The following is a 21,219-nucleotide window of genomic DNA, read 5'->3' as shown; positions in this document are numbered from 1 at the left end:
AAGCGGCGGGTTGCTCAGCCGCCGAGGCCTTGCTGGGTGGCAAGCAAGGTCACGCCGCCGATTCGGGCCTGCCAGCCTGCTCCACGTTGCACCGCGAGGCTGCCGCTGTCAGTGAGGGCTCGCAGATCACGCACCGAGTTGCTGCCGACAATGAACCGGCTACTCACAGGGGATTCGAGAATGGTGCTGACGCCACCAATCTGTTGCGCGACGACGCGGGCTTCGCCGCTGGGCAGCGTGCTGAGCGAGGCGACGGTCAATTCATTGATCCAGGTTGCGTCACGGCCGACTCCGCCACCCGACGCCAGCAGTACTGGCGCACCGATCCCGGTCGGCGCCGCGCCGGTACGAATGATGGAGGCGATGACGAATCGGGTCTCAGAACCGGTGCCGAGGAGTGCGATCAGCCGAGAGCCGTCTCGGGACACTTTCAGTGCCGCGATCGACGTGGCCTCTGGCCACGGGGTAGGCAGCAGGGTTGCTTCCCCGGTGGGGCTGTAGACGACGAGAGCACTTGGATCGTCAGCTGGCACCGACCAGACGAAGCGGTCATTGTCGATCGATGGCGCGAGCAGCCCCGCGCGCGCATCGAGCAGCTCGGGTTCATCGCCGGCCCGAACGACGTAGACGCCGTCGCTGGTGAGTACGGCCGCCGATCCCTGGCCCGATGCGAGCGTCACAGCGGTCGGAGCCAGCTGGGCGATGGGCTCAGAGAGCCCATCCAGCAGGGTGACGCTCTGCCCGGTCGCGGCGAGAAAACCGAACTCGTCACCGCGCAGCACGAGCGCCCGGGCATCTACCCGCGGATCCACGAGCGGCGCCCCTGATTCCAGAGCAGTGATGGCCTGGGAGTTCTGGTCGATGGTGATTTCGACTGTCAGGCCCGTCGGCAGACTCGCCGCCAGCTGCGCCTTCATGCGCTGGAGGGTCTGCCGATCGGCGTTGAGGGCTTCGCTGTTCAGATCGACCATGGCCTGACGCCCGACAACCTGCACGGCATCGGCGGTGAGCTCGGAACCTTGCGGAAACGCCGTGGCCACGGCACCGGTCAGCCAGGCGCTCGGTCCGTTCAAGACCGCGTTGACCAGTTTCGTCGGAGCGGATGCGCCGCGCGGAAACCAGCGCAGGTCCGGCACCAAAAACCGAAATCCCGGATCATAAAAATAGACCGGCTGGGCGCTGAATACCTCATTGAAGGTGTTTTCGTCAATCACCGTGCCATCCGGAGCCGCGCTGATGCGCCACTGGCCACCGATCTGCGCAAATTCGTAGCGCAACGGTACCGGACTCGCGTCGACCTCGCGGTATTCCCCGGACTGGTCCACTTCGGCGATCGGCGTGACCGCCACGAGGGTGGTGGCCTCGTCGATGACGGTCAGGGTGCGCCCTGAACCGTTGTCGACGGTGACGCCCGAGGTGGGGTCCCAACTGGATTGAAACGCCGGAGCCAGAAACTGCCGGGCGATGTCGTAGTTGCTCTCCGGGCTTGACGACGCGTCGATGAAGCCGCGCAGAATAGCCTCCGTCGGGGCGTCCTTCTGCGGTAGCGCCGGCAGAAAAACCGGGGCCGGATTATCGTCTGGCGCAATGTCATTGCCGGCGTGTACGACACCGTCGCGTGGAATACCGGTGCAGCCACCGAGCCCAACGGCGAGACTGACGGCCACCAACAGCGCCGGAGCGACCCGCCAGAGTGAACCACGCGCTCTGCGATCAGTCATGCTGATCTCCGCCCATTCCAAGCACATGCCCGACGTCGCCCAATGCGGCCGTTGCGTCGTCGGGAGGCAATGGGATCGGGGACGATTCGAGCACAACTCCGGCCGTGCGCGGCAGGGTCAGCCGAAAACACGACCCCTCGCCCGGACTCGACCAGACCTGTAGCCAGCCGTTGTGCACGCTTGCGTCTTCACGCGAGATGGCCAGTCCGAGTCCGGTGCCCCCGATCGTGCGTTGGCGAGACGGATCAGCACGCCAAAACCGGTCGAACACGTGCGCGACATCGGCCTGGGTCATGCCGAGCCCGTAGTCCCGTACCGCGAGCGCGACCGCGTTCGCGTCGCTGTCGACTGACACCACGACGGGTTTACCCTCACCGTGTTCGATGGCGTTGCCAATGAGGTTGTGCAGAACCCTCCGGATGCGTCGCGGGTCGACGTCGGCATTGAGATACCCGCCCGGCGCTACGATCCGCAGGTCACTCCCCTTCGACTCGGCCAGTGACTTCAAGCTGTCGATGGCGTCCTCGGCGAGATAGACCAGATTCGTCGGTTCACTCTCAAGTTCCACCGACCCGGCATCGTACCGGCTGATTTCGAGCAGGTCGCTCAACAGCAACTCGAAGCGTTCCACCTGGGTGTGGAGCAACTCAGCGGTGCGGCTGGTGGCTGGCGGAAAAGTCGCCCGCTGGTCATAGAGCACATCACCGGCCAAGCGGATGGTCGTGAGCGGCGTTCGCAATTCGTGCGAGACATCCGATACAAACCGTTGTTGCACCTCGGACAGGTCGGCGAGCTTACGAATCTGGCTCTGCAAACTGTCGGCCATGCCGTTGAACGAGCGGGCAAGCGTGGCGATGACGTCTTCGCCCTTCTCGGGAATGCGCACTTCGAGGTCGCCGGAGGCAAGTTTCTGGCTCGTCTCGGCGGCCACCCGCAATGGCGTGACGACGAAGCGCACGACGATCCACGATACGGCCCCGATCAGCAGGACGAGCGCGACACCGGCCACCCCGAGCGTTTGCTGCACGAAGAGCAGCGTCGCTTCGGAATCCTGCAGACTGTAGGCGATGTACAGCTCGTATCGGCCGGCCACGGGAACCGTGATCTGCGACCCGACCACTATCCCGGGCATGGTGGTGGCCTCGTCACCGGTCAGGGTGACGGACTGCCAAAATTGATCACCGTCGTTCGCCTGCACCTCGGTGCGCAGGTCGGCTCCGATCACGCCGGTCGATTGCCCAAACGTCGACGAATCCAGCGGCGCGACGGTCGACGGATCCTGGCCAGGCACCCGCAGCACGGCGACCAGTCGACTCGACGAGGCAGCGGAGATCGAGGTGCGGGCCGAACTGAGCAGGTTCTGCACCTCGACCCGGTCGGTGGCATCGGAGGAATCGAAGAGGCTCTGCGCGGAGCTGCTCGCACGGTCTGATTCCAGCAGGACCTGGCTGAGCCGCGACTGGAACAGGTCAGTACCGATGCTGACCGACATGTACACACCCACGACCAGAATGGCCAGCCCGGACAGCGCTACGGAAATCGTCACCGTACGAAATTGCAGGGACGAGCGCCACGACGCGCGCACGAGCCGCGGCCAGTTGCGCGGCCTGCTCCAATAGGTCAGCTGAGGCACGGTTTCGGAAACCGTTTCTCTGGGCGTCGCCGGGAGGACATCTCTGGTCTGCGATTTCTAGCTGATCGTACCGGCGCGATAGCCGACGCCGCGCACCGTCATGACGATCTTGGGATTATCGGGATCGTGCTCAACCTTGGATCGCAGCCGCTGCACGTGCACGTTCACGAGCCGGGTGTCCGCCTTGTAGTGGTAACCCCAGACCTGCTCCAGCAACATTTCGCGGGTGAAGACCTGCTGGGGTTTGGAGGCGAGGGCTAGCAGCAGGTCGAACTCGAGCGGTGTGAGGTTGATCGCCGCCGTTCCGCGGGTGACTTCGTGGCCGACTGCGTTCACCACGAGGTCACCAATGTGCAGGGCCAGTGCGCCGTCGACAGCGGGCGGGCGCAAGCGTGTGCGAATGCGGGCGACGAGCTCCTTGGGGTTGAACGGCTTGACCATGTAGTCGTCGGCGCCGGACTCGAGCCCCTTGACCACATCGGTGGTGTCAGACCGGGCGGTGAGCATGATGATCGGCACCCCTGATTCTGCGCGGATCAGCCGGCACACTTCGATGCCGTCGAGGCCGGGCAGCATGAGGTCGAGCAAGACCAGGTCAGGCTTCTCGGTACGAAACGCTTCGAAGGCGAGCGATCCATCGGCACAAAAGCCCGGCGTGAAGCCCTCGCCTTGCAAAACGATGCCGATCATCTCGGACAGGGCGGTATCATCATCGATAACCAAAATACGTGCAGTCATGGGTCTCTTTCCAGAACGTCAGCTCCGTGTGTTCTGATGTCGTTCGCTCAGCAGATTGCCCGATGAGTAGGGCAAAGTCTCGCATAAGAGTAGCTGAGTGCGCTGACAGAGTGCTCGCGAGCGCATTTCTCGATCGACCTGTGCCAGCATTGAAGGGTGACCGACCCCTGGCTAGCCCCCGACGCCCCCGTTCCACCGCGGTATGGGGAGTTGGCGACACCGTCCTCGCCCTATCAGAGCGCGCCGCACTCGAATAGACCCTTTCCAGGCAGCAACCCAGGCCAGGCCTGGTCGCCTCCGCCCAAGCCGGGACTGATTCCACTGCGGCCGATCGGATTCGGTACGCTGCTCGGCGCGTCTTTCCGGGTCCTGCGCCGCAATCCCAAGGCCACCTTCGGTAGTGGTCTGATCGTGCAGGCGGTGATTATGCTGGTCACCGTGGTCATCGTCGGGCTCGTCACGTTCTGGGCCCTTGACCGCGTTGACAGCGCCCCGCTCGACCAAAAGGATGCCGTCATAGCCGGCTCGGTGCTGGCCGGCTTGCTGTCTGCCATCATTCCGATCGCTCTGTCGCTCATCGCTTCTGCGTTGCTGCAGGCCGTCATCGTGGTCGAGGTGGCCCGCGCGACCCTGGGCGAGAAACTGCGGCTCGGCACTCTGTGGCGCCGGGCGGCGACTCGTCTCTGGCCGCTAACCCTGTGGACCCTGCTGCTGGGCGGTGCGCTGCTCGTCGGCGTGGCCGTGCTGGCCGGCATCGTCGTGCTCCTGATCAGCGTCGGCGGTGCCGTCGGCCTCGTCGCCGGCGTTCTCATCGGTGTCTTCGGCGGTCTGCTGCTCGCGGCTGCGAGCGCATTCCTCTTCACCAAAACCAGTGTGGTTCCGAGCCTGATCGTGCTGGAGGAGCTGGGCCTGCGGGCATCCGTTATTCGGTCGTGGTCGCTGACGCGCGGCTACTTCTGGCGCACCCTGGGCATTCTGCTGCTGATCACCGTGATCGTGCAGGTCATCAGCCAGATCATCAGCATGCCCGTGTCGCTGCTCATGGGAATCGGCACTACGCTCGTCGACCCTGCCGGGGCGTTCATGGAGCAGTCGTCCATCATCCTCACCGTCATCAGCCTGATTATCGCCATTCCCGTAGCGGCGGTGGCGGCTGTTGTGCAGTCAGCGACCATAGCGCTGGTCTATCTCGACCTGCGCATGCGCAAGGAAGGCCTCGACCTTGAGCTGGCCCGCTACGTCGAATCGGCAGCGCAGGGCGGCGACGTACCCGACCCGTATCTGGCGCCAACCGTGTCCGGCGGATACTCGGCGGTATGACCGAGGTGGGCCTAACGCAGCTCGGATCGATGGTCGAATCACTCCTCGACCGCTTCACGTTCGGCGTGCCGCATGATGTTCCGGTGGTTCCTGATGCGCCAGACGCCCGCCAGTGGCTGCGCGAAGAGCTCGTTAAAGCCCCGTACGCAGCGGCCCGGCCGACCTGGTTCGACCGGGCGTCTCAGGCTTTTCTCGACTGGCTCAATTCGCTGGCTGGCAGCGGCGACGGCAGCCTGACGGGTTGGGTTCCGATTGTCGCGGCCGTGCTCGTGCTCGCGGTGCTCGTGGCGGGCTGGCTGCTGTTCGGCGCGCCAAAACTGGCCAGGCGCCGCCGGGCAGATCTCGACCTGTTCGGCGCGATCGACCAGCGCAGCAGCTCCGAGATGCGTGCGGCGGCCGACGCGGCGGCCGGTCGCGGTGACTGGAGCCTGGCCTGCGAGGAGATTTTTCGCGCCCTGGCCCGCGGCTTGGCTGAACGCACGGTGCTCTCAGTCACGCCCGGCACGACCGCGCATGATTTCGCTGCCCGGGCTCAGCTGGCGTTTCCGTCCCACGGTCCGGCACTGGCCCGCGCTGCAGACACCTTTGATCGGGTGCGCTACCTCGAACAGGTCGGTCTCGAGCCCGACTACCGCGCCCTCGCCGCGCTCGAGGCTGAATTACGGGCTGCGGCGCCCGCCATACTCGCCCCACTGACCGAGGCGGGTCGGTCATGAGCGCAACGCTCGGTTCCCCAACCGATGCGCCTGTTCGCTTGACTGGTACTGCCGACAGCACGACCGTGGCTACCCCGACCCTGCGAGCGCTGCTGGGCCGCTCCTCATTCTGGCTGATCGCCACTGCCTGCATTCTGGCCACCGCGATTGTCGCCGTGCTCGTGTCCGGCGGCAGCCAGGCGGCTGGCCGAGCGCTTGCCGGGGACAACGCTGCTCCGGCCGGCTCGATGGCGCTCGTGGAGGTGCTTCGCCAGCAGGGTGTCACCGTGACTCTCGCCAGTTCCCTGGCCGAGGTGCGGGGCGCAGTCGGACCAAATTCAACCGTGTTCCTGTACGACGAGAACAGCTACCTCGATCAGTCGCAGCTGCGCGAACTGGGTGACCTCGCCACGCGCACCGTTGTCGCGGCACCGGATTTTCTGGCTCTTCAGGCGCTGGCCCCGACCGTGGGCTTTGGCGGTGTGTCCGAATCCGACACTCTCGCCGCTGACTGCTCGGTGCCGACCGCGAATCGAGCGGGGGAACTGTCACCGGGCGGGGACACCCTGTCCATTCCGCCCGGGAGCGGGCAGTTGCTTCTCACCGGTTGTTTTGCCAGCGACACCAACACTTTCTCGCTGGTTCAGGTGCAGAACGACACGACCGGCCGGATCATCTCCCTCGTGCCCGACGCCCGCCTGTTTAATAATGAGCACATCGCTGACTACGGTAATGCGGCGCTCGCACTCGGGTTACTGGGGCCGAGCGACTCGCTGGTCTGGTACCTGCCGACACTGGCCGATCTGCCCCGCACCGGGCCTCCGTCACTCGCCGATTTGATGCCCGGCTGGGTCACCCCGGTGCTCGTTCTGCTCACACTCGCCGCGGCCGCCGCCGCGTTCTGGCGGGGAGCGCGGTTCGGACCGCTCGTGGCCGAGAACCTGCCGGTCACGGTGAAAGCGAGCGAGACCATGGAAGGTCGCGCCCGATTATACGCGCGCAGCAATGCCCGGCTGAGGGCGCTGGACGCCTTGCGGGTCGGCGCTGTGCAGCGACTCGCCCTCGCTGTTGGCCTGGGCCGCCTCGCGCACCTGGGGGAGGTCGTCGGCTCGGTCGCCCATTTCACCGGCCGCACTCCCGACGACGTGCGGCGAGTGTTGGTGGACGCGATCCCCAAATCCGACGCGCAGCTGATGGCATTCTCCGACGCTTTACAGGCTCTCGAACACGCGACCGGTCAGGCCGTACGAGCCGGGGCCGCGCCGGCTGCTCGGGCGTCGGCATCCGTTTCTCAGGAATTACCACCCCCTCCAGCCGAAAGAATGGACCCATGACCACTCCAGCCACCCCAATCACGCCCGCTGACTCGCTCGCAGCTGCGGTGCCCTCGACCGCAGAGGATGCCGCCGCACTGCGGGCCGCGCTCAACCGGGTGCGCTTAGAGGTCACAAAGGCCGTCGTTGGGCAAGACGGCGCGGTGACCGGGCTGATCATCGCGTTGCTCGCGCGCGGCCATGTGTTGCTTGAGGGCGTGCCCGGAGTGGCCAAAACGCTGCTCGTGCGTACGCTCAGCCACGCGCTGAGCCTCGACACGAAGCGCATCCAGTTCACGCCCGACCTGATGCCAGGGGACGTGACCGGGTCGCTCATCTACGATGCTCGCGCGGGCGAGTTCGAGTTTCGGCAGGGCCCGGTGTTCACCAACATCATGCTCGCCGACGAGATCAACCGGACGCCGCCGAAGACGCAGTCCGCACTGCTTGAGGCCATGGAGGAACGCCAGGTCAGCGTTGACGGCGAATCGCTCAAGCTGCCGGAGCCGTTCATCGTGGCGGCGACCATGAACCCGATCGAGTACGAGGGCACGTATACGCTGCCGGAAGCGCAGCTGGACCGGTTTCTGCTCAAGCTCGTGCTCGAAGTCCCCCAACGGGTCGATGAGATCGAGGTACTGCGCCGCCACGCTGCCGGTTTCAATCCGCGCGACCTGGCCGGGGCCGGGGTGAGCGCGGTGCTCGGACAGGTCGAACTTGCCGCGGCGCAGGCCGCGGTGGCCCGGGTCGGTTCGAGTGCGGATGTGCTCGCCTACATCGTCGACCTGGCCCGCGCCACGCGCACGAGTCCCTCGGTCAAGCTCGGGGTCAGTCCCCGCGGAACGACCGCGCTGCTCGCCGCCACCAAGGCGTGGGCCTGGCTGAGCGGCTATGACTCGATCACGCCCGATCACGTGCAGGCGATGGCGTTGCCGGTCTGGCGACACCGGGTGCAGCTGCGCCCGGAGGCCGAACTCGAGGGCGTCTCGGTAGATGCCATTCTGCGCGGCGTGCTGCAGCAGGTTCAGGTTCCGATCTAACGATGACGCTCAGCGGACGGTTCGTTCTTCTCCTCGCCCTCGGGGTGGTGCCTATCGTGCTGTTCGGGCCCGATCCTACGGCCGCCACCGGCGTTCTTTTTCTCTGGCTGCTGCTGGTGTTCGTGCTTGGCGGCCTTGACCTCGCTTTGGCGGCGTCTCCGCGTGCCGTGACGGTCGAACGGATGCTGCCCGCCCGGGTTCGACTCGGGGAATCCGTCACGAGCGAGCTGTACCTCACCAACACCGGGCGCCGCCGCCTGGTCGGCGTCGTGCGGGATGCCTGGCAGCCGTCAGCAGGCGCCGGACGCAATCGCAGCCGCGTCGTGATCCCGTCCGGGGAACGGCGGCTCGTCTCGCTCACGCTCACACCATTTCGGCGCGGAGAACGACGGGTCGAACAGGTGACGGTGCGCTCGCGCGGGCCGCTTGGCCTGTGGAACCGCCAGGCCACGCTGAACGCGCCGGGGCGCATCCGGGTATTGCCGCCCTTTCATGCCCGTAAACACCTGCCCGCACGAATCACGCGACTCAAGGAACTCGACGGACGCACGAGCGTGATGGTGCGCGGGCAGGGCACCGAGTTCGATTCGCTGCGCGAATACGTGCGCGGCGACGACGTGCGCTCGATCGACTGGCGGGCCACTGCCAGGCGCAACGATGTGATGGTGCGCACCTGGCGACCGGAGCGCGATCGCCGCGTCATCATTCTGCTCGACACCGGGCGAACCTCGGCGGCGCGGGTCGATAACGAGCCACGCCTCGACACCGCATTCGAGGCTTCCCTGCTGCTCGCCGCTCTCACCTCGGTTGCCGGCGACCGGGTAGATTTTCTCGCGTTCGACCGCCGGGTGCGCGGCCGTGTGCAGGGGGCCAGCGGGGCCGCCCTGCTCTCGCAGCTGGTCGATTCCATGGCCCTGATCGACCCGGAACTGATCGAGATGGACTGGGCCGCCGTTCCCGGGCAGGTGCGGTCCATCACGAGCCAGCATGCACTGGTCGTGGTGCTCACCTCGGTCGACGCCGCGGGGGCGTCGACCGGGCTGTTGTCGGTGCTGCCCCAGCTCACCAAACGACACACGGTGATCGTGGCCTCCGTGCTCGACCCTGCCACCGTGCTCGCCGCAGCCACCCGCGGTGGTCGCGACGAAATTTACCGGGCGGCGGCGGCGGAACGGGCCCTGCTCGACGTGGCACGCGTATCGGCTGCTATCCGTCGGCTGGGAGCGGATGTTGTCACCGCCTCGCCCGCGCAGCTCCCGCCGGCCCTGGCCGACCGCTACATCGCCCTCAAGGCTGCCGGCCGGCTCTGACGACCAACGGCTGCGGGGACACCCTTGGCGCCGTCCGCGTCAACACCACTCCCGCCACTCAAGACCGTGGAGACGACCAGAGACGACCAGAGACGACCAGAGACGACCAGAGACGACCAGAGACGACCAGAGACGATAGCGTCTAGTTTCGGCAATCGGCAGCGAGGCGAGGTGTCAGGCAGCGTAGATGCGGGTGCTTCCGGCCTCAAACTCACTCAGGTCGCCGGTTTCACCGGCGCGAGTGGCGCGGCCGCCGACCCCGATCATGTACGTCAGGAATGCGCCGAGCGCGACGGCTCCGATCCCGATCTTGATCGGCCATGGCCACGCCTGCGGAGTGACGAATCCCTCGATGGTGCCCGACACCAGCAACACGAAAACGAGACCGATGGCCACCGTGAACAGCGCACGGCCGTCTTCGGCGAGCGCCTGCCCGCGGGTGCGGGCACCGGGGGCGATCCAGGCCCAGAAAATGAGCAGTCCACCAGCCGCTGCCACGAAGATAGCGGTCAGTTCGAGCAGCCCGTGCGGAGCGATGTAGAGAAAGAATACGTCACCCTTGTCATAGGCGAACATGATCGCTGCTGTGGTGCCGAGGCTCATGGCGTTTTGCAAAATAATGAACGGAACGTAGACCCCGGTGATGCCAAAGGCGATGCACTGTGCGGCGATCCAGGCATTGTTCGTCCAGACAAATCCAGTGAATGACGCCGCAGGGTTCGCCGAGTAATAGCCGACGAAGTCCTCGTTGGCCAGCTGGGCGAGTTGGGTCTCCGTTCCCAGATTCGCGAGCACCTCTGGATCGTTGTAGGCCCACACCGCGTACAATCCGGCGACGAGAAAGGTCACCACGGCGACCACAAGCGTGAGCCAGCGCAGCCGATAGAGGGCCGCCGGCAACTGGGCGACGAAAAATCGCGGAATTTGCGCCAACACATTGGCATTCACGCCGGTGAAACGCAGCCGGGCACGAGAGAGACCGACCGACAGCCGGTCACCTTCAAGAGTCGACCCGGCAGTGGACTTGATCGCTGAGAGCTGGGTGGCACCGGCCTGATAGCGCTCGATGAGTTCGTCGGACTGGGCACCGCTCAACTCCCGCCGGGCTCCGAGCTCGGTCAGGCGGTCCCAGTCGGCGCGATGCGCGGCCGTGTAAGCATCGAGATCCATCTGGTTCAATAGTAGACATGAACGAGACCGGGCGTCCCGCCGATCGTGCCGACCGTCACAGTGATCTGATTCGCGACGACGAGCTCGTCACCGGCGAGGCAGTTGCGCTCGACGTACGCCCCGCCAGCGTCATTCTGCGCGCCGCCGGCTCCATCATCGACACGATCGCCTATCTGGCCCTGTACCTGCTCATTATGCTGGCCCTAGTTATGACCATCGCGGGCGATACCGACTCGGCGCTCACCCAGGCCATCTCGATTGCCGCGCTCGTCTTCGCCGTACTGATCGTGCCGGTGCTGGTCGAGACCCTCACTCACGGTCGATCGCTCGGCAAGCTCGCCATCGGTGCCCGCATTGTACGCGACGACGGCGGAGCGATCTCCCTGCGCCACGCATTCATTCGGGCCTTGACCGGGGTGCTGGAGATCATCATGACGCTCGGCGGGCTCGCCGCCATCACAGCTTTGCTCAACGGCCGATCGAAGCGCCTCGGCGACCTCCTGGCTGGCACGTACAGCCAGCACGAGCGCGTCCAGCGCAACAAAGAGATCCCGCGCCCGATGCCCGAAGCATTGCTGACGTGGTCGCAGACCGTTGATATTGCCAGGCTGCCCGACCAGCTGGCGCGGCGGGTGGCCCAGTACCTTCGGCAGTCACCTCACCTGACCCCACTGACCCGCGAACGTCTGGCTCAGACCCTCTCGGCGGAGGTCACTCCGTTCGTCTCCCCACTGCCCGATGCTCCGGCTGAGTCCTTCCTCATCGGAGTCGCCGCCGTGCGCCGAGAACGCGAATACACCGCACTCCTCCTCGAGCGCGAGCGCCTGGCGCGCCTGGCCCCGATCTTGACCGGCCTCCCCCATGGCTTCCCCAACCGCTGATGTCGTCATCGCGTGTGGGTCGAGCGATACGCCGCAGGCAGCAGCTGGCATGCCCGGTTTCGTCAAGTCCGACTTCACCCCGACACGTCCCGGAGTGAATTTGACGATGGCGAAGGCTCGGAGTCGTCATAATTCGCGACGTGGCCTGCCCGGTGTCAGACTTGAAACATGGTGCCTTCACTACCAATCCTCGATTTCTCTCAACTCGACGCTGGCGAGGCCGAAGCTGCGGTATTCCGAGCTGAACTCCTGCGCGTCACCCACGAGGTCGGGTTCTTCTACCTGACCGGCCACGGCGTCGACCCGCAGCTGACGAAGGAGCTTCTCGCCGTCTCTCGTAAGTTCTTTGACTTGCCGGCCGAGCAGAAACTCAAGCTGGAAAACATCCACAGTCCCCAGTTTCGTGGTTATACCCGCGTCGGTGGGGAGCTCACCGCCAACGCCATCGACTGGCGTGAACAAATCGACATCGGGGTAGACCGCAAGCCCGTGCCCTTCGCCGCTGGAACTCCAGATTATTGGCGCCTTGAGGGCCCGAATCTCTGGCCGGAGTCCCTGCCTGAGCTGAAGACCGTCGCTCTGCGCTGGAATGCAGAGCTGAGCCGCATCGCGCTTCGCCTGCTGCGCGCCTGGGCACTCGCCCTCGGCAGCCCCGAGAACGTCTTCGACGCCGCTTTCGCCGAGAACGCTTTTCTCCTGACCAAGATCGTGCGTTATCCCGGCCAGCCTGTACGTGCGCAGGGTGTGGGCGAGCACCGCGATGGTGGGGTTCTCACGCTGCTGCTCGTCGAACCTCACAAAGACGGTCTGCAAGTCGAACACGACGGCGAGTGGATCGACGCTCCCCCGCTCGAGGGCGCCTTCGTCGTCAACATCGGCGAAATGCTCGAGCTGGCAACGGATGGCTACCTCAAGGCCACCCTGCACCGCGTCTTCTCCCCTGAAGACGGCTCCGACCGCATCTCCGTGCCGTTCTTCTTCAATCCAGCACTCGACACCGTAATGCCGAGGCTGCAGCTCGACGAGGGCCTGTCTCGCGAGGCCCGCGGGCTCTCCGCCGACCCGACCAACAGTCCCATTCTCGAAACCACCTACGGTGACAACGCGCTGCGCTACCGCCTGCGCGCCCACCCCAACGTGGCCGCCGCCCACCACGCCGATCTGCTCTAACGCCAGACGACGGATGAGGCAGAGGCCGAAGCATCCGTCCCGACAAGCGCCGGGTTGCGGAGACTCGGTTGGGCCCGTTTGATACGGATGATAGCGGGCTGGTGAGTGTGAAAATCGGTTTCTTCCTCGATACGTGGAATGTATCCCCGCCCGAGAACGTGCGGATATAGGTGATATCGGCAACCCATCTGCATTTGCTGACAGATCGACTCGACCCGTATTCCTGCTCGTTCACGTCGATGACCGTGTTCATCTGACGGAGCAGCGCTCTCTGAGTGGTGTCGACGATTGGTGGAGATCTTTACGGAAACGGCTGGTTGGCCTGGCGTAAATAGGTTTTCAGAAAGAGGGCCGTTCGCTGGAATGCGTCTGCTGTCTCGTCTGCGGCGTGGCGTGGAAGGTCCGGGTCCAGGGCGAAGCCGTGGCGAACTTTGGGGTACACCACCACCACGGATTGCGTGATGCTGTGGGTCAGGATTTCGCGCATCCGTTGAATGTCACGGGCGGGGGTACTGGCGTCTTTGCCGGCATATATTCCCAGCCAGGGTGCCTTGAGCACGCGTGCGGCATCGATTCCGCTGAGGATGCCAGGCCAGCGTGGAGACGCCAAGTTGGCGCCGTAGAAGGTGACTGCGGCATCGATGTGCAGTGTTGCTGCCGCCCACAATGCGAGGGTGCCTCCCATGGAGAAACCTATTATCGCTACTTTCTGTGCTCCCTGGGCGCGAATCCAGGCCTGGGCGCTCTCGATGTCACAGGTGAGCCCTGCCGTCGTGAGGGTGTTGTGGTACCGGCGGGCTTGCGCGAATTTTCCATCGGTAACGACGGGGTCTTTGATGCGGTGGTAGAGGTGCGGCGCGGCGGTGATGTAACCGCAGTCGGCCAGTCGAACGACGAGATCGGCAACTGGCGCGGAGAGGCCCCACACCTCATGGAGCACGATGATTCCAGCCCGTGCTACGCCGGCCGGTACTGACACTGTCAGTGGGACACCGTTCGCTCCTGCAGTGTTAATCGCGCGCGAATGGTCGGAACGGTTCGGGATCGGTTGCATGCTTTCTCCGTTCGTTCACGGACACCTATGGCCGCGGTGTTATCGGGGATATCCGCGCCTAGCTCGTGTGACCCGGTGAACCGCAACGAGCAAGCCTCCTGCACTGATCAGGTTAGCGACGGCTTCAGCATGGCAACAGGGCGATGGCCAACGTCCAGGGGTTCCCCGTTATTGCGGAACCGAGTGTCGGGCGCACACATCTGATATTCCTGATGCGGGCTGTAGTAGGTGCGGTTCAATGGGAGCATGGCTGAAACCTGTGTGTACACGATCGGGCACTCGACTCATCCCATTGAGGAGTTCGTTGAAATGTTGAATAGACACGGTGTCGAACGACTCATCGACGTGCGCACCGTTCCGGGGTCTCGTCACAACCCGCAATTTGGGGAACACGAACTTATCGCCAGCATGCCGAAGGCAGGTATCGACTATCAGCGACTCGCCGAGCTCGGCGGGCTACGGCACACCCCGGTGGCAGAAGAATCTATCAATGGAGCGTGGCGTAACAGGAGCTTTCGCAACTACGCCGACTACATGCAAACGCCCGAGTTCGTCGCCGGTGTCGATGAGTTGATGGCGCTGGCGAGGAAGCAGACCGTAGCGATCATGTGTGCCGAGGCCGTGCCCTGGCGTTGTCATCGATCACTGATCGGAGATGCGTTGCTGGCCCGGGGCCTTCAGGTTGCCGACATCATGAGCCCAACCTCGACCAAGCCGCACACCCTGACCAGCTTTGCCAAGGTCAACGGTGACCGTGTCTGGTACCCACCGGAAGAGTGATCAACGAGGGTGCACGGCAGCCCGTCGTGAATGTGTTGACACGAGCTACCGCGAGTGAAAGTCTGAAATGTAGGCATCAGCGAGCGAAACGAGGACAGTATGGCCGAATTCACAACGGACACTGATCAGCTCACGGGGGTGCGGCATCGCACCATTTCCGTCGATGGGCTAGAGCTCTTTTATCGGGAGGCGGGGCCCGCGGACGGTCCAACGATCGTGCTGCTGCACGGTTTCCCTGCTGCGTCGCACCAGTATGCGCGCCTGATGGATCGGCTCAGCGATCGGGTGCACCTCATTGCACCGGATTACCCGGGGTTCGGTTACAGCAGTGCTCCCACCTCGAGTAGTGACGGCGGGGACTTTGTTTACTCTTTCGATCACGTCGCCGAAGTTATCGAAGCATTTCTGGTCACCCTCGGCATCGACGCGTTCTTCATGTACGTTTTCGACTTCGGCGCTCCTATCGGGTATCGCATCGCGGCGCGACATCCGAATTGGATACAGGGAGTCATTGCACAAAATGGCAACGCCTACGAGTCCGGACTAGGACCGAATATGCAGCCGGTGGTTCAGTACTGGATAAATCAGAAGGAAATGGAGCCTGTCATCCGCGGAGCGCTTACAGCTGAGGCAACGCGCTCCCAACATCTCGAGGGGGCCGCGCATCCGGATTTCGTCGATCCGGACGCATGGACCTTGGACCAACACTGGCTTGATCAAGCTGGACGAGACCAGATCATGCTGGATTTGCTCTATGACTATCAGTCCAACGTCGCACTGTATCCCGCGTGGCAAGCGTGGATGCGCGAGCACCAGCCCCCCATGCTATTGCCCTGGGGCCGTAACGATCAGTTCTTTTCTGAATCAGGGGCGCGCGCGTATCTTGACGACCTACCGTCTGCTGAACTGCACCTGCTCGACACCGGGCACTTCGTCTTGGACGAACAGCTGGACACCGTTGTGCATCTGATCGATGACTTCATCGGGCGACACACTCCATAGGAGCCACTCGACGCACACGCACCGCAAAAACAGACAGATAGATTGAGGTCGTCAGCTGTTTGTAAACGCTGATCCGAAACGAAACCCATTCGCTTCTTGTTAGTTGACAACCTTCGACGCTTCGGCTGTCGAATATGCGGCAGTTGGCTTCAACGCGTCAGCCTTCGGTCGCGGCATTTTAGTGATGATGGGGACGATCAACGACGTCAGGGCAATAATGCCCATGACGGTGTAACCCAGCGTGTAGTCCTTATCCGCGCCGATGAGAGCAGCGATGATTGGTGAACCGATGATCCCACCGAGGCTCCACCCGATGATCATGAGCCCGTAGATCGCACCAGCGTGTTTGACTCCGAAGAAGTCTCCCGCCGTTGCGGGCATCGTGCCGAACCCGCCGCCGAAGCAGAGATAGACGATGGCGGCGAGGACGAAGAACAGCACAGCGTTGCTGGCGTGGGGAATGACCAGCAAACAGATACCCTGCAGGCCGAGCATCAGACCGAATGTCGTCATCCGACCGGTCTTCCCAGAAACCCATGCCCAAAAAACACGGCCACCTCCATTGAACAGCGCCAACACTCCGACGAGCGCGGCAGCACCGCCGATGCTATAACCGGCGATGTCGATCGCACTCGAGTTGGCCTGGGCGACCAACGCAATGCCGACAGTGACGTTGAGGGTGAGAATTCCCGCCAGAAAATACCACTGCGGTGTCCGTAGTGCCTCTTTTTCGGTGAACTGCTTGTAGCTGTCGTGCGCCCTACCTGTGGAGGCAGGCACCCAACCTGGAACCGCGTATCCGGCAGGCGGGTTATGGAAGAATGCCGCGCCTATCAGCGCGAGCACAAGGTAACCGATGCCAAGAGGCAAAAAAGCCCGGTTCGGTTCCGTCGGAGTCATAGCGATCAACCACTGGGCGATGGGTGCGGTCAGGACCGCTCCAAATCCGAAGCCAGCTACGGCAAGTCCGGTGATGAGACCGCGTTTGTCTGGGAACCACTTCTGCAACATTGCAATCGGTACGATGTACGCCAAGCCGAGGCCGAATCCGCTGATGACTCCGTAGCCGAGGATCAGGAGCCACAGCTGGGTGTTGTCATGCGAGAGCGCGAACGAGGCAAGGATGCATCCGAAGGCATAGATGGTGCCTCCGGCCAGGGCCACCGGCCGCGGCCCCTTCTTATCCTGGATCCTCCCACCGATGTAGCTGCCGATGAAAATCATGCCGATTGTCACGGTGAATGGCAAAGATGCTTCCGGATTGGTGAGTCCCATGGCATCCGGGCTCTGCAATGCTGAACTGAACACACTCCACGCGTAGACAGCGCCAATCGAGAACTGCAGCAAAAGCGCTGCAATCACGATCCCCCATCGCCCCGCCGTCGGTTTTTTGGTCGTTCCACCGGTCACAGTGGCTGATGAATACATAGTTCTACCCTTCTAATGGTTATGGGTAAGTCCCCCACTAAACCATTCATGGCGCGCGGCCCATCGCTAATCCCACTCTGGGATCCCGCAGAGGAGTTTGTCAAAAATAAAGCCTAAGAGGGGTTTGTCAAAAATGAAATCGGAAACACCCGCGATCGATTGTTATCTCATCGTCACTCACTTTGTGTACAGACTAAGTGCGCCCCTGTCAACACTGGCCTAACTGCAGGCACCACAAGAATTCGTGGCATGCGAATTGGGCTTTAGGCGCGGATTTCACTGCGGGACGCCAGCGGCCAGCGTGACATTTCAGGTCGCTATTCGCGTTCAGCCGCTCTCAGGCGTCCTTTTTCACGAATAGCGAAACATCACTCTCAGCAGGCGATTTGTCGTCCCGTCGTTACCCACTCAGCTATTTAGTCCTATCAGCTCAGTGAGCGCTACGCAAATACCAGCTCCCGATTTGGAAGGAGCGGAGAACGATTTCGACTCTATCTACATCTGATAACGCGTCCGAATTTCCTCCGCCGCAGTGGGTTTTGGTCGCGCCCAGCGGGTGTCGATCCCGGTTCAGTCCGACCCAGATCCAGACATCGCATATCAACAGAAGCGTACGCCCCCACTGATAACCGCATTTAGACTCCTATGCGAACTCTGTGATGCGGATGGCTTTTGTGAAAAACAGATGCCTGAAAATAATGTACGTCCACCGCGTTGAAAATATTTTTCACGGGGTTTTATTGTCGCGACGATTCATTTTTAGGAGCAGGATGGACATATGAAACGTGCAGCACCGGTAAATGACATCAACGAAAGCAATCTCGTCGTTAAGAAGCCAAGAACTCACGCAGCGGGCCTCGAAGCCGTCGTGGTGGCCCTTGACCGTGGAATTGCTCAGGCTGGACTGTCCCGCACAGCCCGCTCATTGCTTCGCCTGAATCAGCGTGACGGCACCGACTGCCCCGGATGCGCCTGGCCCGAATCCCAAGGGCACCGAAAAACAGCTGAGTTCTGCGAAAACGGCGCCAAGGCCGTGGCCGAGGAGAGCACCACCCGCACGGTAAGTCCGTCTTGGTGGGCGCAGCATTCCGTCGAGGAGCTCGCAACCAAGACCGAATACTGGCTGGGCAATCAGGGCCGTATCACCCACCCTGTGGTCATCCGTCCCGGTGACACGCACTACTCGCAAATCAGCTGGGACGATGCCTTCGAGCTCGTCGGGCAGAAGATTCGCGAGAGCACTCCGAAGCGCACCGTCTTCTACACCTCGGGTCGAACGGTCAATGAATCGGCGTTCATGTACCAGCTTTTTGCGCGGTCCATCGGCACCAACAACCTGCCGGACTGTTCAAATATGTGCCACGAATCTTCGGGGTCGGCGCTGAACCCAACGATCGGCATCGGCAAGGGCACGGTCTCGCTTGACGATATCCATCAGGCCGAGCTCATCTTCGTCGTCGGCCAGAACCCCGGCACAAACCATCCCCGAATGCTGTCCGCCCTGGCCGCATGCAAGGATAATGGTGGAAAAATCGTCGCCGTCAACCCGCTGCCCGAGGCGGGACTGTTCAACTTCAAGGACCCGCAGACCCCCTCCGGACTGATCGGAAGCGGTACCAACCTCGCCGACGAATTTCTGCAGATCAAGGTCGGCGCCGACCTGGTCCTGTTTCAGGCACTCGGTCACCTCCTACTCGAAGAGGAAGAGCGCGTGCCAGGTTCCGTCGTGGATCACTCCTTCATCGCTGAGAACACCGATGGGATAAACGCCTATCGGGCCGCCCGCAAGACCATCGACTGGGAGGTGACCGAAGCCGCTACCGGCCTGTCACGCACACAAATCGCCACGGTTGCTCAGATGATGGTCAACTCCAAAGCCACCATCATCTGCTGGGCCCTCGGACTCACGCAGCAGCCGCACTCCGTAAACACGCTCAAGGAGATCATCAATCTGCTCCTGCTGCAGGGAAACTTCGGCAAGCCCGGCGCGGGGGCGTGTCCGGTGCGGGGACACTCCAACGTACAGGGCGACCGCACTATGGGCGTCTGGGAAAAGCCGCAGGAGCCAATGCTCGCGGCCCTGGACAAGGAATTCTCGATTGAATCCCCGCGCGAACATGGCCTCGACTCAGTCGACACCGTGGACGCGTTCGAGAACAACAATGTTGACGTCTTCATTTCCATGGGCGGTAACTTCGCGCTGGCATGCTCGGACACCGATCTACTGGAGGCAGCGATGCAGCGGGTAGGCCTGACAGTGAGCGTGTCGACCAAACCCAACCGGTCGCACGTCCGCCACGGACTGACCTCGTTGATTCTGCCGACCCTCGGCCGCACGGATACCGATGACAAACATCCGGGTGGCCGTCAGGTGCTCAGCGTCGAAGATTCCATGTCCGTTGTGCGCACCACCCAGGGACGCCTGAAACCGGTTTCAGACCACATGCTGGCCGAACCCGTGATCATCGCCCGCATGGCTAACGCCACCCTCGGCGCCGACCACGTCATCGATTGGAAGGCCATGGCTGACGACTATGACGTCATTCGTGACCACATCTCGCGGGTTCTCCCAGGTTTCACTGACTTCAACGCCCGACTCAAGACGAAGAACGGCTTCGTGTTGCCGAACCCGCCACGAGATACCCGCAGCTTCAAGACCGACATCGGTCTTGCCCGCTTCACAGTGAGCCCGCTGGAATACCTCACCCCGCCGGTCGGCCACCTCATCTTGCAGACCATGCGCAGCCACGACCAGTACAACACCACGTTCTACGGTCTTGACGACCGCTACCGCGGCATCTCCAACGGTCGCCGGGTGATTCTGATCAATGCCGAAGATGCGATAGAAATGGGTTTCTCTGATCGTGCCGCGGTCGATGTGATCAGTACCTTCCAGGGTGCCGAACGCCGCGCGGACGACTTTCGTCTCGTGTTCTATCCGACTCCACGCGGTTGTGTGGCGGCGTACTTCCCGGAGGCGAACGCGTTGATGCACCGCGAGCTCGTAGCGAGAGAATCGAACACCCCCGGCTACAAGGCCATGGCGGTGCGGTTTGTGGCACGTGCCGAGTAATCTGCCCTGTTGAGCCCACCGACTGAACCCGGCCCTTCCAACCAATGGGAGGGGAGGCCGGGTTCGGTTTAAGCGCTGGCCGGCGCGGCAACGATGCCTCCCGCGCCACGGACCATCGTGAGTAGTGCTGCGACCCACGCGAAAACTCTACGTGCCACGATGCTCACTCATGAATGCCTTAATGCATGCGAAAACGCTGGCGCGATCGGCGATACTACGTGCCTCCCCTGTCACGATGAAAGCACCAGCAAAGCTCCCCGCGAAGCGCATGGCACTGGTCAGCTTCAACTTCGGGGACTACCGTGGCTTCAATACGCGCTGATGAACGTCTTGGCACGATCGCTCGCTCCTTGACGCGTTTACACGCAATGCTCGTGGCGAATCCGATGAAAAGAAGGAAAAAATGACCGACGACAGCGGCACCCAAGACGAACCGGTTCAGGACCAACATTTCCAACCGGATGACGCCAAAGCTGCAGGGATCCTGATGCAACAAGAAGCTGATCTGGCCGGTCATGACGAGGAGCACGTTCTCACCGCTTTACGTCAGCGCTTTACGGACATCGGGGTACACATCGACGAGGACACGCTCCTGGCTCATGCACATCGCATCGCGAGCCTCAGACCGAATGATTTCTCAAAAAAGTAAACCCCTGCCCAAAGACGTGAACTGCGTCATCTTGAACCTTGCGCCCTCCCCCTCCCGCCGGCGCCGGCGAGGAAAGTGCCCCGCCACAAACGGACGCTTGCGTAACGCAACATGGAATTGGACTGCACCAAGTGTGACGCAACGAATCTGTTCCTGTTGTGGGCGGGGTGGCGGGATATTCGCGGGGTGTCGAGTTTTCGGGTGGTTTTGGGGGTTTCCGCACGTTCTTCGCGGAAGCCCCC

General features: G+C 62.8%; 17 protein-coding genes. 11 read left to right on the top strand and 6 right to left on the bottom strand.

Annotation, left to right across the window (positions count from 1 at the left end):
* Positions 1-14: 14 nt before the first annotated feature.
* Genes E3T27_RS03130 through mtrA form a run of 3 tightly spaced genes read right to left on the bottom strand, consistent with a single transcriptional unit; the run spans position 15 to position 4,092 of the window.
* Positions 15-1,721, bottom strand: coding sequence for an LpqB family beta-propeller domain-containing protein (locus E3T27_RS03130; RefSeq protein WP_166786085.1), 1,707 nt, complete (start codon positions 1,719-1,721; stop codon positions 15-17).
* The gene (gene mtrB / locus E3T27_RS03125; protein ID WP_174722172.1) at positions 1,714-3,354 is read right to left on the bottom strand and encodes an MtrAB system histidine kinase MtrB; all 1,641 of its coding nucleotides are present in this window, start codon (positions 3,352-3,354) and stop codon (positions 1,714-1,716) included. The genes E3T27_RS03130 and mtrB overlap by 8 nt, the downstream gene beginning before the upstream one ends.
* A gap of 57 nt (positions 3,355-3,411) precedes the next feature.
* On the bottom strand, positions 3,412-4,092 hold the full coding sequence (mtrA, locus tag E3T27_RS03120) for an MtrAB system response regulator MtrA (RefSeq protein WP_104196609.1): 681 nt from the start codon (positions 4,090-4,092) through the stop codon (positions 3,412-3,414).
* Positions 4,093-4,248: 156 nt separating this feature from the next.
* Here mtrA and E3T27_RS03115 point away from each other — a divergent pair, with 156 nt between their 5' ends.
* From E3T27_RS03115 to E3T27_RS03095, 5 genes are read left to right on the top strand one after another with little or no spacing between them, the layout of a single operon-like run.
* Positions 4,249-5,412 carry a DUF7847 domain-containing protein gene (locus E3T27_RS03115; RefSeq protein WP_104196608.1) on the top strand — a complete coding sequence of 388 codons (1,164 nt, stop codon included), beginning with the start codon at positions 4,249-4,251 and terminating at the stop codon, positions 5,410-5,412.
* A 29-nt stretch (positions 5,413-5,441) separates the two neighbouring features.
* Positions 5,442-6,128, top strand: coding sequence for a DUF4129 domain-containing protein (locus tag E3T27_RS03110; protein ID WP_166786084.1), 687 nt, complete (start codon positions 5,442-5,444; stop codon positions 6,126-6,128).
* Positions 6,125-7,441: a DUF4350 domain-containing protein gene (locus E3T27_RS03105; RefSeq protein ID WP_134571563.1), complete on the top strand. Its 1,317-nt coding sequence runs from the start codon at positions 6,125-6,127 to the stop codon at positions 7,439-7,441. Before E3T27_RS03110 ends, E3T27_RS03105 begins: the two co-directional genes overlap by 4 nt.
* A complete protein-coding gene (locus tag E3T27_RS03100; RefSeq protein ID WP_134571562.1) occupies positions 7,438-8,460 on the top strand; it encodes an AAA family ATPase in 1,023 nt (340 codons plus the stop codon). The genes E3T27_RS03105 and E3T27_RS03100 overlap by 4 nt, the downstream gene beginning before the upstream one ends.
* Positions 8,461-8,462: 2 nt before the next feature.
* On the top strand, positions 8,463-9,770 hold the full coding sequence (locus E3T27_RS03095) for a DUF58 domain-containing protein (RefSeq protein WP_134571561.1): 1,308 nt from the start codon (positions 8,463-8,465) through the stop codon (positions 9,768-9,770).
* A gap of 174 nt (positions 9,771-9,944) precedes the next feature.
* Here the strand turns inward: E3T27_RS03095 and E3T27_RS03090 are convergent, their stop codons facing one another.
* On the bottom strand, positions 9,945-10,940 hold the full coding sequence (locus E3T27_RS03090; RefSeq protein ID WP_134571560.1) for a stage II sporulation protein M: 996 nt from the start codon (positions 10,938-10,940) through the stop codon (positions 9,945-9,947).
* A 17-nt stretch (positions 10,941-10,957) separates the two neighbouring features.
* On the opposite strand from E3T27_RS03090, the gene E3T27_RS03085 reads away from it, so the two are divergent.
* Together E3T27_RS03085 and E3T27_RS03080 are read left to right on the top strand one after the other, a co-directional pair.
* Positions 10,958-11,821, top strand: coding sequence for an RDD family protein (locus tag E3T27_RS03085; protein ID WP_134571559.1), 864 nt, complete (start codon positions 10,958-10,960; stop codon positions 11,819-11,821).
* A gap of 168 nt (positions 11,822-11,989) precedes the next feature.
* On the top strand, positions 11,990-12,991 hold the full coding sequence (locus E3T27_RS03080; protein WP_134571558.1) for an isopenicillin N synthase family dioxygenase: 1,002 nt from the start codon (positions 11,990-11,992) through the stop codon (positions 12,989-12,991).
* 301 nt (positions 12,992-13,292) lie between these two features.
* Here E3T27_RS03080 and E3T27_RS03075 read toward each other — a convergent pair whose 3' ends face one another.
* Entirely contained in the window at positions 13,293-13,970 is a 678-nt protein-coding gene (locus E3T27_RS03075; protein ID WP_166786083.1) for a dienelactone hydrolase family protein, read from the bottom strand.
* A 321-nt stretch (positions 13,971-14,291) separates the two neighbouring features.
* Here E3T27_RS03075 and E3T27_RS03070 point away from each other — a divergent pair, with 321 nt between their 5' ends.
* Positions 14,292-14,825: a DUF488 domain-containing protein gene (locus tag E3T27_RS03070; RefSeq protein ID WP_134571556.1), complete on the top strand. Its 534-nt coding sequence runs from the start codon at positions 14,292-14,294 to the stop codon at positions 14,823-14,825.
* Between the two features lie 138 nt (positions 14,826-14,963).
* Positions 14,964-15,827: an alpha/beta fold hydrolase gene (locus E3T27_RS03065; protein ID WP_198416465.1), complete on the top strand. Its 864-nt coding sequence runs from the start codon at positions 14,964-14,966 to the stop codon at positions 15,825-15,827.
* A gap of 99 nt (positions 15,828-15,926) precedes the next feature.
* On the opposite strand, the gene E3T27_RS03060 is transcribed toward E3T27_RS03065, so the two are convergent.
* A complete protein-coding gene (locus E3T27_RS03060) occupies positions 15,927-17,255 on the bottom strand; it encodes an L-lactate MFS transporter (protein WP_134571554.1) in 1,329 nt (442 codons plus the stop codon).
* 778 nt (positions 17,256-18,033) lie between these two features.
* Between E3T27_RS03060 and E3T27_RS03055 the strand changes: the two genes are divergently transcribed.
* Positions 18,034-20,328, top strand: coding sequence for an FdhF/YdeP family oxidoreductase (locus tag E3T27_RS03055; protein ID WP_134571553.1), 2,295 nt, complete (start codon positions 18,034-18,036; stop codon positions 20,326-20,328).
* 403 nt (positions 20,329-20,731) lie between these two features.
* Positions 20,732-20,977 carry a hypothetical protein gene (locus tag E3T27_RS03050; RefSeq protein WP_134571552.1) on the top strand — a complete coding sequence of 82 codons (246 nt, stop codon included), beginning with the start codon at positions 20,732-20,734 and terminating at the stop codon, positions 20,975-20,977.
* Positions 20,978-21,219: the final 242 nt, after the last annotated feature.

This window comes from Cryobacterium lyxosi (genome assembly GCF_004403345.1).
In the GTDB taxonomy this organism is placed as follows: domain Bacteria; phylum Actinomycetota; class Actinomycetes; order Actinomycetales; family Microbacteriaceae; genus Cryobacterium; species Cryobacterium lyxosi.
This window is presented reverse-complemented; position numbering and strand designations above follow the sequence as displayed.